The following is an 11,307-nucleotide window of genomic DNA, read 5'->3' on the forward strand; positions in this document are numbered from 1 at the left end:
ACATCTCTCCGACCGCTTCAAGACAGGCCCGCGCGGGGGCGTAGGTGCAGAGGCGGATGCGTTCCTCAAGCGGGTCGGCACCTGCCGCGTGGATCAGCTCGTCCAGCGCGCCTTCGGCGAAGAAGCCGGCGTGAGACGCCCCGACCGAGCGCCACGAACTGACCGGGGCCAGCTCCGGCGCGCGGTGGCCCGCGACGCGCAGGTCCGGGATGGCATAGGGCATCGACCAGGCGCCCGAGACGATCTGGCTGTCCGGCCCTGCCGCGCCGTAGCCCGCCCGCGAGAACTGCGAGGCGATGACCGAGGGCGCGGCGATGGCGAGATCCAGCGCCGCGACGCGCCCGCCCTCAACCCGGCCCCGCGCCCGCGCCATGGCGATCTGGCGCGGGAAGTCATGGGCCATGTCCTCTTCGCGCGAATAGGTCAGCTTGACCGGGGTGCCGCGCAGCGCCGTGCCGATCTCTGCGGCGCGGGTGATGTTCTCGAACTCCAGCCGGTGCCCGAAGGAGCCTCCGGCATACTGGTTGTGCAGATGCACCGCCTCGCGCGGCAGGCCTGTGATCGCGGCCAGCTTCTGCACCGCCATGCCCGGGAACTGATGCGCCACCCAGATGTCGCAGCGCGCCTCGGTGACATGGATCAGCGCCCCGATGGGCTCCAGCGGCGCATGGGCAAGGTAAGGCGCGCGGTATTCCATGACCTCGCCTGTCGCGCTGAGGGTGCCTTCTTCGCGCCAGACCTTTTCGGGCGCGGCGTCCAGGGCCTCGCCCAGGGCCTGCCAGTGGGCGGCCTGTTCGGCGGGGAAGGGGGCCGGACCCCAGGTGCAGTCCAGCGCCGCGGCGCCGCGGAAGGCGGCCCAGGTGTCCCCGGCGATGACGGCCAGGCCGCCGGTGACCGGCAACACCCGGCTGACCCCCGGCACGGCCAGCGCGGCGCTGTCGTCATGGTCCTGCAAAAGGCCACCGGGGCGCGGGTTCAGCTTCACGGTGGCATGGACCATCCCGGGCAGCGAGAGGTCGATGCCATAGGCCAGCGTGCCGGTGGACTTGGCCAGGATATCCAGACGCTGCATCGGCTTGCCCAGAAGGCGCCAGCGGGAGGGATCGCGCAGGGCCACCTCGTGCACGGGCGGGACCCTGGCGGCCTCGGCGGCCAGATCGACGTAGGGCAGGGCCGTGCCGTCAGGCAGCAGCACCGCGCCGCCTGCAGTGCGCAGGTCGCGCGGGTCAAGGCCACTGCGCCGCGCCGCCGCCAGCTTCAGCGTCTCGCGCGCCATGGCCCCGGCCTGGCGCAGCTTGTCGTAGCTGTCGGGCACCGAGGTCGAGCCACCGGTGCCCTGCAGCCCGAGCGCCCCCAGAAGCCGCCCGGCGAGATCGCGCGAGATCTCGGCCATTGGGGTCATGTCCTGGGTCATGAAGGGCAGGCCCTCCTCGGCCATGGCCCGGTTGGCATAGGCGGCGGCGGGCGGGCCGGTCTCGATCACCAGCTCAGGCTGGTCGAGGTCGATGTCCAGTTCCTCGGCGATCAGCGCCGCCTGCATGTGGCGGATCCCCTGACCCAGGTCGGTATGCGGGGCCACCAGGGTGATGCGGCCCTCGGCAATGCGGATCCAGGCGTTGAAGCTGACGTCTCCGGGGCCGAGATCGGCCTCCAGCGGGTTCTCGGGCGTGCGGTTCAGCATGTAGACCCCGAAGGCCAGCCCGCCGGTGACGGTGGCGGATCCGAGGATGAAGGCGCGGCGGGTGATGCGGGTCAGACGCGACATGGATCAGCCCCCGAGCTTGCTGGCCGCGGCGTGAACCGCGGCGCGGATGCGCGGGTAGGTGCCGCAGCGGCAGAGGTTGCCGGACATGGCGGCGTCGATCTGCGCATCCGTCGGGCTGGGCGTCAGGTCGAGCAGGGCGGCGGCCTGCATGATCTGGCCGGACTGGCAGTAGCCGCATTGCGCCACCTGGTGCTCGACCCAGGCGGCCTGCACCGCGTGCAGCGCCTCGGGCGTGCCCAGGCCCTCGATCGTCAGCACCTCGGCGCCCTGAAGCTCTTGCGCCTGCACTTGGCAGGCGCGCACGGCCTGGCCGTCCAGATGCACGGTGCAGGCGCCGCACTGGGCGATGCCGCAGCCGTACTTGGTGCCGGTCAGCCCCAGCCTGTCGCGCAGGATCCAGAGCAGAGGCATCTCTTCGGGCACCTCGACGCTGTGCGCCGCGCCGTTCACGGAGAATTCTATCTTCATCGCTCACCCTCCCTATCTGCGTCGCGGAGCACGCCTTCAGTCCCGATCAATCTAGCAGATAACAGGCAAGAAACACTCGCCGATGACGCCAAACTTCACACCGAAGCCGCCATCCTCCTTGCAAAGCATGGCGCTGCCCGGGCCGTACGGGCAAGGTGCGGCGGCAAGATCGCGGCATCATCCCAGCCAGAACAAGGGGGCATTTCATGAGCCATGTCCGAAAGTATCCCGTCCGGGTGGCCATCCGGCAGGCCTGTGCGCTGCTGAAGGTCTCCGAGGCGCGGGTCCTCAGCCGGGCGGGGCTGACGCCTGAATTCTTCCAGGGCCCGGAAGAGCCGGTCGATATCCGGGGGTACTTCCGCCTCTGGCATGCGCTCGAGGCCGAGGCCGACAGTGTCGAGGCCATGTTGCTGGCCGCGCGCGAGGCGGCGCGGGGGCCCTTCAACCCGACGCTGCTGGCCTTTTCCTGCTCGCCCAATATCCAGGTCGGGCTGGAGAGGGTCGCCCTGTTCAAGCCTTTGATCGGCCCGTTCCGGCTGGACAGCAGCCTGTCGGGCGGGCGGCTCACGGTGGTCTGCCGCTCCAGCGAGCCTGGACTGGCACTGCCCTCGACCCTGGCAGCGATGGAGGCGGTCTTCCTGATATCCTGGGCACGGGTCTTCACCGGGCAGGAGATCACCCCGCTGGAAATCGCCGTGCCCGACCCCGGACATTTCAGCGCGCCGCTGCTGGCATACTTCGGCTGCACACCGCGCCGTGGCCCGGCCTGCCGTGTCGTCTTCTCGCAAGAAGACGCACAGCGCCCGCTGATCTCCGAGGACACGGCCTTCTGGCGGCTGGTGCAAGCCGAGCTGCACGCCCGTCTGGCCGCCAGCCTGGCCCGGCAGGACGGGCCCTCGACCGCCGAACGCCTGCGGGACGTGCTGGTGGACATGCTGCCCGGCGGCCAGGTCTCCGTGGCCGGGGCCGCCAGCCGACTGGGGCTGTCCGAGCGGTCACTGCAACGGCGGCTGAAGGCCGAGGCGACCTCCTTCCAGACCGAGCTGGACCGCGTCCGGGTCGAGTTGGCCCAGACCTACCTGGCCCGGGGGGACCTGACGACCGAGCAGATTTCCTACCTGCTGGCCTACCGTGACCCGAACTCGTTCTACCGCGCCTTCCATGGCTGGACCGGCAAGACCCCGGCGCAGGCACGCGAGGCGCTGCTGGCCGGGGCGACGGGATAGACTGGAAATGCCGCCCCGGGAATGTCACTTAGGTCGGGAACGGCGAAGGTGAGGGCGGCATGGCGGTCACGGCGACGGATTGGATCGGGAAATTCGAGGGGCTGAACCAGCTTCCCGAGGATCTGAAGGATGAGCTGGTCGCGGGCTCTCGCATTGTCGAGATGAAGGCGGGCGACGTCGTCTTCTCTCCCGGGCAATCGGCGGATAACCTGCTGCTCCTGCTGGCCGGCACGGTCCGGGTGCAGCAGAAATCCGAGACCGGCCGCGAGGTCTTTCTTTACCGGGTGCATGCGGGTGACAGCTGCGTGTTGACCACTGCCTGCATGCTGGCCTTCGAGGACTACGCCGCCGATGGCATCGCCGAGAGCGACATCCGCGCCGTGGCCATTCCGCGCCGCACCTTCGACGACCTTGTCGGGCGCTCGCCGCTGTTTCGCCAGTTCGTCTTCCGCGCCTATTCGCGACGGCTGACGGACCTGTTCACCCTGATCGACGACATCGTCTTCCAGCGCATGGATGTGCGCCTGGCCGCCCGGCTGCTCGACCTGGCCTCGGGCGACGTGGTCCATGCCACGCACCAGCACCTTGCCAATGAGCTGGGCACGGCGCGCGAGGTCATCTCGCGCACCCTTGCCGAGTTCCAGCGCCGCGGCTGGGTCGAGCTGTCGCGCGGCGAAGTGCGGCTGAGCGGCCGGGCGGGCCTCGAGAGGCTGGCGCGTTCGGCGGGGGCGGGCTGAGGAATTCCCTTTCCGCGCAAGGGCCCGGATCCGCGGTCAGGCGAAAGCGGATCGCTTTGTGACCATGTCACCAAGTCTGGCGAGGGGATCATGCCATAAAGGGGTCAGATGATTCCCGGGCCCTCCCCGGGATACGCCCTCAGATGACCGGAGCGACCATGACCCGCACTGCCTTCGCTCTTCCCGACGGGGAGACGCACCGATGATCACCGAATTCACTCCGCTGACCTCTGCCCTCGGGGGCATGATGGTCGGGCTGGCCGCCACCCTGCTGATGGCCCTGCATGGCCGTATCTTCGGCGCCACGGGCATCGTGGCCGGACTGCTGCGACCCGGCGACCGCAACGACTGGCTGCTGCGCGCCGCACTGCTGGCAGGCATGGTCGCCGCGCCCACGCTGCTGCTGGTGCTGACCGGCCAGATGCCGCAGATCCAGGTGCCGGTTTCGACCCCCGCGATCCTGATCGGCGGCACCATCGTCGGCTTCGGCGTCTTCTTCGGCGGCGGCTGCACCTCGGGGCACGGGATCTGTGGCAACGCCCGCTTCTCGCGCCGCTCGATCACCGCCACACTGACTTTCATGGCCGGCGCCTTCCTCAGCGTCTACGTCATGCGCCACCTGATTGGAGCCTGAGTCATGCGCCTTCTGACCGCCTTCCTCATCGGCCTGCTGTTCGGCACCGGCATCCTGATCGCCGGCATGGCCAATCCCGCCAAAGTGTTGAACTTCTTCGACATCGCGGGCACATGGGATCCCTCGCTGGCCTTTGTCATGGGCGGCGCGCTGCTGGTTGCCGTGCCGGGCTACCGCCTTGTGCTGGGCCGCCCCGGGCCGCTGTTCGAACAGGGCTTCCAGCTGCCCGACACGCGGCGCATCGACCGCCCGCTGGTGCTGGGCTCGCTGACCTTCGGCCTGGGCTGGGGCGTCGCGGGCTTCTGCCCCGGCGGGGCGCTGCCCGCCCTCGGCACCGGCCGCGGCGAGGTCGTGATGTTCGTCGCCGCCTTCATCGCGGGCCTGCTGCTGGCCCGGCTGACCCGCACCCTGATGCAGACCCGTCTGCGCGCCACCTGATACCGGAAAGGAGAGGCCATGACCTACCCGACCCACCCCGAGGTGATCCCAGAGGTCACCGGTTTCTTCGACGAGGCCACCAACACGATCTCCTACGTGGTCAAGGACCCGAACTCGCAAAGCTGCGCCATCGTCGACAGCGTGATGGACATCGACTATGCGGCCGGGCGGATCAGCTACCATGCGGCGGATGAGCTGATCGGCTTCGTCAAGGGCAGCGGCCTGACGCTGGAATGGCTGATCGAGACCCATGTCCACGCCGACCACCTCTCGGCCGCGCCCTATATCCAGGGCAAGCTGGGCGGCAAGCTGGGCATCGGGCGCAACATCACGCAGGTGCAGGAAACCTTCGGCAAGATCTTCAACGAGGGTACCGAGTTCCAGCGCGACGGCAGCCAGTTCGACCGGCTCTTCGACGATGGCGATACCTACCGGGTGGGCGGCATGGAATGCCTGGCGATCCACACCCCCGGCCATACGCCGGCCTGCATGACCCATGTCATGGGCAATGCGGCCTTCGTCGGCGACACGCTGTTCATGCCCGATGGCGGCTCGGCCCGGGCGGACTTCCCCGGCGGCGATGCCGGACAGCTCTACGACAGCATCCAGAAGGTGCTGGCCCTGCCGGACGAGACACGCCTCTTCATGTGCCACGACTATGGCCCCAATGGCCGTGACATCGCCTGGGAAACCACGGTGGCCGAGGAGAAGGCGCACAACATCCATGTCGGCGCGGGCAAGACGAAGGAGGAGTTCGTCAAGTTCCGCACCGAGCGCGATGCCCAGCTGGCCATGCCGCGCCTGATCATCCCCTCGCTGCAGGTGAACATGCGCGGCGGAGAGCTGCCGCCGAAGGACGAGGACGGCAAGACCTTCCTCAAGGTGCCCGTCAACGGTCTGTGACCGCCGGGACGGTCACCCGACCATGACCGGTGGCCCGCTTTTGCCAGTGGCCCGGAGGGGCCGGGCCTGGTCCCGGCGGGGGCAGAACCTCCGGGATCATTTTCCCACTGCCCCAAGCCTCCCCCGGCATGGCAGCCGGGGGGGGGACGGCCCGGTTCCCGAGGGCGTCGCCGCAGATCCGTCGGGCTCCTTGCGGCGCGGGCCTGATCAGAGGGCGCGCCCGCGGGGGTGCCGACCCGGCCCGCAAGAAGATCCCGTCCGGGGGTGGCGCCAGCCTGCCGCCCCCGGGATGTCGCCGCCGGCCTGTCCCGCTGGCTGCGGCGGGCGGGCGGGAGGTCCCATCTCCCGCCCGCCATCCCGCAAGCCCCCCGGGGGACGGGCGCGGTCCGCGCCGCCTGTTTGAACGCGCCTGACGGAAAGTTGAGAGCCATGTTGCAGAGCCTTCGCCACTCGATGCCGATCCTCGACTGGGGACGCCGCTACAGCCGCGACCAGCTGTCCAATGACCTCGTGGCAGCAGTGATCGTGACGATCATGCTGATCCCGCAGTCGCTCGCCTATGCCTTGCTGGCGGGGCTGCCGGCCGAGGCGGGGATCTATGCCTCGATCGTGCCGATCCTGCTCTATACCGTCTTCGGCACCTCGCCCTCGCTGGCCGTGGGGCCGGTGGCGGTGGTCTCGCTGCTGACGGCGGCGGCGATTTCGGACGTGGCCCAGCAGGGCACCATGGGCTATGCGACCGCCGCCCTGTCGCTGGCCTTCCTGTCGGGCGTGATCCTGCTGGTCATGGGGATGTTCCGCCTGGGCTTCCTGGCCAATTTCCTGTCCCACCCGGTGATCGCCGGCTTCATCACCGCCTCGGGCCTGCTGATTGCGGCCAGCCAGCTGCGGCATCTCTTCGGCGTTCAGGCGGGGGGCGACACGCTGATCGAGCTGATGGAAACGCTGCTGCCGCAACTCGGTTCGGCCAACCTCGTGACCCTGGCCATCGGTGTGCCCGCCGTCGGCTTCCTGTTCTGGGTGCGCCGGGGGCTGAAGCCGGCACTGCGCCGCGCCGGCCTCGGCCCGCGCCTGTCGGATGTCATCGCCAAGGCGGGCCCGGTGGCTGCCGTGCTCGTCACCACCCTGCTGACCTGGGGCCTCGGCCTGCAGGACCGCGGGGTCGCCATCGTCGGCGAGGTGCCCCGGTCGCTGCCGCCCTTCACCCTGCCCGATGTCTCGCCCGCGCTTCTGACCCAGCTCTTCGTGCCGGCACTGCTGATCTCGATCATCGGCTTCGTCGAGAGCATCTCGGTCGCCCAGACCCTCGCCGCCCGCAAGGGCCAGCGTATCGACCCCGACCAGGAACTGATCGGCCTCGGGGCCGCCAACCTCGGCGCGGCCTTCACCGGTGGCTACCCGGTCACCGGCGGCTTTGCCCGCTCGGTGGTCAATGACGACGCGGGGGCGGCGACCCCGGCGGCCGGGGCCTTCACCGCGCTCGGCCTGGCCTTCGCCGCAGCCTTCCTGACCCCGCTGGTGCATTTCCTGCCTAAGGCCACCCTGGCCGCGACGATCATCGTTGCCGTCCTCGGGCTGGTCGATTTCTCGATCCTGCGCCGCACCTGGGCCTATTCGCGCGGCGACTTCTGGGCGGTGGCCGTGACCATCATCCTGACGCTGGTCTTCGGCGTGGAAACCGGGGTCTCGGCCGGGGTGCTGATCTCGATCCTGCTGCACCTGCTGAAGACCTCCAAGCCGCATGTGGCCGAGGTCGGCCTGGTGCCGGGCACCCATCATTTCCGCAATGTCGACCGGCACCCGGTGGCGACCGATCCCTCGGTGCTCAGCCTGCGGGTGGACGAGAGCCTTTATTTCGTCAACGCCCGCTTCCTGGAGGACTGCGTGATGAACCGCCTGACCGAAGGCACGCCGGTGCGCCACGTGGTGCTGATGTGCTCGGCGGTCAACGAGATCGACTTCTCGGCGCTGGAAAGCCTCGAGTCGCTGGATGCCACCCTGGCCCGGCGCGGCATCCGCCTGCACCTGAGCGAGGTGAAGGGGCCGGTGATGGATCGCCTGAAGGCCAGCCACTTCCTGGCGCATCTCAGCGGAGAGGTCTTTCTGTCGCAATACGACGCCTGGTGCCGGCTCGCGCCTCAGGCGGCAACAGAGGGGGGCGATGCCGCAACAGGGTGCGGCCCGCTAGGCGGCGCGGGATCCCTTGCGTCACCGGCACCGCGGGATAAGATCACTGCCGCAGACACCTAACCGGGCGCGGCGCATGGCTTTGATCCTGCTGATGGAAGACGAATTCGACCAGGCCGTCCTGTTCCAGGAATACCTGGTCCGGGACGGGCACCACGTCCGCATCTGCACCGGCGCACGCGAGGCGATGGACTGCCTTGCCGCCGTGGCCCATGACCTGATCATCACGGACCTCTTCATCCGCGACAATGGCAAGATCCTGCCCGATGGCGGCCTGCGGCTGATCGGCTCGATCCGCAGGCTGTGGAAGCCCGAGGGCTGCGCCACACGCGCCGATGTGCCTATCCTCGTGGTCTCGGGCGCGCTGGACGGGCCGACGAAAGAGTATTTCATGGAGCAGGCCGTCTCGATCGGTGCCGACATGGCGCTGCAGAAGCCCGTCACCCGGGATGAGCTTCACGACGCGCTCGGCAAGCTGCTTCCTGCCGCGCGCTGAGCGTCAGCGGTTCAGCGCGAGCGCCGCATCGAGGGTGCGCAACAGCAAGGCGGGCGGGCAGGGCTTGCGCAGAACGGGTCCCTTGACCAAAAGGTTCTGGTCGCTCTCGGCATGGCCCGCATAGCCGGTCAGATAGACCACCGGCAGGTCCTCGCGCAGGTCGCGGGCGGCGCGGGCGAAGCTGAAGCCATCCATGCCCGGCATCGAGATATCGGTCAGGATCAGGTCGACCGCAGAAGGATCGGCGCGCAGCAGTTCAAGCGCCCGGGCGCCATCCTCGGCGCCGATGACCCGGAAGCCCGCGCTGGTCAGGGTTGCCGTCAGCAGGGTGCGCAGCGGCGTTTCATCCTCGGCCAGCAAGATCGTGCCAGAGCGCACACCCGGAGTGGCGGGGACGGCGACTTCCCCGTCCCCCGGCCGAACGGCGTCCGGGGGAGGGGCCGCGGCGGATGAGGTCTCGGGGGGCGGCTGGTCAGCCCCTGCATCGGGGGCGGCGGAGGGGCTGTCCGCCCTTCGGCCTTCGGCCCCTGCGGGCGTGCGGGACGGCGCTGCGGGGGCGGGCGGGACTGACTGAGCCTGCTGGGCATCGCTGCTCTTGCCGCGCGGCAGGACGATATGGATCACCGTGCCCTTGCCAGGGCTCGAATCGATCCGCATGTCGCCCTCTGCGCCGGTGGCGAAGGAATGCACCATCGACAGGCCCAACCCGTTCCCGGCCCTGCCGGGCTTGGTGGTGAAGAAGGGTTCCAGCGCCCGGGCCAGCACCTCGGGCGGCATGCCGGGACCATCATCGGCGACGGTGATTTCCAGGTACTTGCGCTTGGGATCCAGGCCCGTGGTTTCGGGCAGGGAGGCTCGGGTCAGCAGCGACCAGACGCCGCGCTTCAGCTCGCTTGTCGAGATCGCCCCGGCAGAGATGCGGATCTGGCTGCCGGTGCCTGCATCGCGCATGGCGTCGCGGGCGTTGATCACCAGGTTCAGCAGCGAATCCTCCAGCATGCCCCGGTCGCAGAGCGCGGCCAGCCCCGGCTGGCGCAGGTCGACGCGCAGCGTTATGCCGCTTTCGGCCAGCTGCGGGCGGGCCAGGGCCTCGATGTCCAGGAAGCTGTCGGACAGTTGCAGCACCTCGGGCGCGCCCCTGCGCGGCCGGGTCGAGGACAGCAGCCGCCCGGTCAGCGACTGTCCGCGCTCGACGGCCTTGCGGGCACTGGTCAGGAAGCTGCGGGTCTTTTCCGGCAGCTCTTCGGACATGGCGAGATCGAGCGCGTAGAAGATCGTCGCGAGCAGGTTGTTGACGTCATGGGCGATCCCCGAGGTTACCTCGCCCAGCGTCTTCATGCGCCCGTGCAGTTCTTCGGCGCGGCGGCGCCTCTCGACCTCTGCCGACCGTGACGTCAGCTGGAAGAAGGTGATGATCGCCGCCAGCAGCGTCAGCAGGGCCCCCAGAATCAGGCTGCGCAGCCGCTGGTCGCGAACCTCCTGGCGCTGCCAGTCCAGAATCGCGGCGCGCACCTCGCGGTGAAGGCCATCCAGGTTCAGCACTGCCGCGTCATCGGGCAGGCGGACCAGGGCATCGACTTCGGCAATCGACAGCCCGCGTTCCTGCGCGTCGCGCGCGGTGTCCAGCATGGTCCGGTAGGCCGAGAGCGAGGCGCGCAGGTCGCGGACCTCGACCTCGCGGTCGATTTCGCGCGCCAGGCGCTGAAGGCGCAGCAGCGCACGCTGAGCGTTCTCGTAGCTGGTCAGCGCAAGGTCGAGGTAGCGCGGGTCATCCGGCCTCAGCACGGCATTCTTGAAGTGGTGAATGAAACCGCCATAACCGATGGAGCGTTCAAGTTCCTGCAGCGCGGCGGGCAGGGCGCCGGCGGCCACTTCGCCCTGCGAGCGGGTGCTGCGGTCCAGAAGGCTCAGCGTCGGGATTGCCAGCACCGCCAGGACGGCGAGCCCCCAGAGGATCCGGCGCATTCCGGTCCGATTCAGCTGCAGGTAGAGCTTTTCCCAGGGTTTCAGAGGGCGTTGCAGGTTTCGGAAGGGCAACCGGGCATCTCCTGGGCTAGCCGGTGCTGCGGGGCCGCAGAGCCCCGACCGGACAGCTCTTCGATAGCATGCTGCCCGCCCAAGGCAAACGAATTTGCCGGGTCGTTTTGAAAACCCCCCTTGGTTTCCCGCGACTTAGGCTTTGCCGGTCGCGGATTGGGGCAGCAGGAACAGCCCGTTTTCCGGGGCCTTGCCAAGGCGCAGGTCACAGCCGTAGGCCCGCGACAGAAGCCTGTCTGTCAGGACCTCTCCGGGCGCACCGGCGCCCAGCACGCGGCCCTTTTCCAGCAGCACCACCTTGCCCGCATACATCGCCGTCAGGTTGAGGTCGTGCATCACCGCGATCACCCCGCCGCCGTCGCGGGCGAAGCGGGCGGCGATCTCCATCACCTGCAGCTGGTGGCCGATGTCCAGCG

At 69.2% G+C, this 11,307-nt stretch carries 10 protein-coding genes and 1 pseudogene; 7 read left to right on the plus strand and 4 right to left on the minus strand.

Annotated elements, in window-relative coordinates; all coding sequences use genetic code 11:
- Together OS124_RS0121950 and OS124_RS0121955 are read right to left on the minus strand one after the other, a co-directional pair.
- On the minus strand, nucleotides 1-1,765 hold a 1,765-nt coding region (locus OS124_RS0121950), incomplete at its 3' end, for a molybdopterin cofactor-binding domain-containing protein (RefSeq protein ID WP_010142169.1).
- Nucleotides 1,766-1,768: 3 nt separating this feature from the next.
- The gene (locus tag OS124_RS0121955; RefSeq protein ID WP_029375656.1) at nucleotides 1,769-2,227 is read right to left on the minus strand and encodes a (2Fe-2S)-binding protein; all 459 of its coding nucleotides are present in this window, start codon (nucleotides 2,225-2,227) and stop codon (nucleotides 1,769-1,771) included.
- 212 nt (nucleotides 2,228-2,439) lie between these two features.
- Here OS124_RS0121955 and OS124_RS25635 point away from each other — a divergent pair, with 212 nt between their 5' ends.
- From OS124_RS25635 to OS124_RS0121990, 7 genes are all read left to right on the plus strand, one after another.
- Nucleotides 2,440-3,459 (plus strand): AraC family transcriptional regulator, encoded by a 1,020-nt coding sequence (locus OS124_RS25635; RefSeq protein WP_010142171.1) that lies wholly within the window; start codon nucleotides 2,440-2,442, stop codon nucleotides 3,457-3,459.
- 59 nt (nucleotides 3,460-3,518) lie between these two features.
- Complete coding sequence (locus OS124_RS0121965) at nucleotides 3,519-4,196, plus strand: Crp/Fnr family transcriptional regulator (protein WP_010142173.1); 678 nt, start codon at nucleotides 3,519-3,521, stop codon at nucleotides 4,194-4,196.
- A gap of 202 nt (nucleotides 4,197-4,398) precedes the next feature.
- On the plus strand, nucleotides 4,399-4,830 hold the full coding sequence (locus OS124_RS0121970) for a YeeE/YedE family protein (protein ID WP_010142174.1): 432 nt from the start codon (nucleotides 4,399-4,401) through the stop codon (nucleotides 4,828-4,830).
- A gap of 3 nt (nucleotides 4,831-4,833) precedes the next feature.
- Complete coding sequence (locus OS124_RS0121975) at nucleotides 4,834-5,268, plus strand: DUF6691 family protein (RefSeq protein WP_010142176.1); 435 nt, start codon at nucleotides 4,834-4,836, stop codon at nucleotides 5,266-5,268.
- Between the two features lie 18 nt (nucleotides 5,269-5,286).
- Nucleotides 5,287-6,171, plus strand: a complete 885-nt coding sequence (locus OS124_RS0121980; RefSeq protein ID WP_010142177.1) for an MBL fold metallo-hydrolase — start codon at nucleotides 5,287-5,289, stop codon at nucleotides 6,169-6,171.
- 429 nt (nucleotides 6,172-6,600) lie between these two features.
- Nucleotides 6,601-8,421, plus strand: a complete 1,821-nt coding sequence (locus OS124_RS0121985; protein ID WP_010142178.1) for a SulP family inorganic anion transporter — start codon at nucleotides 6,601-6,603, stop codon at nucleotides 8,419-8,421.
- Nucleotides 8,422-8,434: 13 nt separating this feature from the next.
- Nucleotides 8,435-8,854: a response regulator gene (locus OS124_RS0121990; protein WP_010142179.1), complete on the plus strand. Its 420-nt coding sequence runs from the start codon at nucleotides 8,435-8,437 to the stop codon at nucleotides 8,852-8,854.
- 3 nt (nucleotides 8,855-8,857) lie between these two features.
- Here the strand turns inward: OS124_RS0121990 and OS124_RS0121995 are convergent, their stop codons facing one another.
- On the minus strand, nucleotides 8,858-10,891 hold the full coding sequence (locus OS124_RS0121995; protein ID WP_010142180.1) for a hybrid sensor histidine kinase/response regulator: 2,034 nt from the start codon (nucleotides 10,889-10,891) through the stop codon (nucleotides 8,858-8,860).
- Between the two features lie 135 nt (nucleotides 10,892-11,026).
- Nucleotides 11,027-11,307 (minus strand): annotated as a pseudogene (locus tag OS124_RS27660) (heme ABC transporter ATP-binding protein); the annotation flags it as partial.

The sequence above is a fragment of the Oceanicola sp. S124 genome, assembly GCF_000220565.1.
Lineage (GTDB): Bacteria > Pseudomonadota > Alphaproteobacteria > Rhodobacterales > Rhodobacteraceae > Pseudooceanicola.

What these genes read in the sequence shown, in the direction of transcription:
- OS124_RS0121975 (WP_010142176.1), top strand. Translation starts at nt 4,834, where the DNA reads ATGCGCCTTCTGACCGCCTTCCTCATCGGCCTGCTGTTCGGCACCGGC.
- OS124_RS0121990 (WP_010142179.1), top strand. Translation starts at nt 8,435, where the DNA reads ATGGCTTTGATCCTGCTGATGGAAGACGAATTCGACCAGGCCGTCCTG.
- OS124_RS25635 (WP_010142171.1), top strand. Translation starts at nt 2,440, where the DNA reads ATGAGCCATGTCCGAAAGTATCCCGTCCGGGTGGCCATCCGGCAGGCC.
- OS124_RS0121970 (WP_010142174.1), top strand. Translation starts at nt 4,399, where the DNA reads ATGATCACCGAATTCACTCCGCTGACCTCTGCCCTCGGGGGCATGATG.
- OS124_RS0121965 (WP_010142173.1), top strand. Translation starts at nt 3,519, where the DNA reads ATGGCGGTCACGGCGACGGATTGGATCGGGAAATTCGAGGGGCTGAAC.
- OS124_RS0121985 (WP_010142178.1), top strand. Translation starts at nt 6,601, where the DNA reads ATGTTGCAGAGCCTTCGCCACTCGATGCCGATCCTCGACTGGGGACGC.
- OS124_RS0121980 (WP_010142177.1), top strand. Translation starts at nt 5,287, where the DNA reads ATGACCTACCCGACCCACCCCGAGGTGATCCCAGAGGTCACCGGTTTC.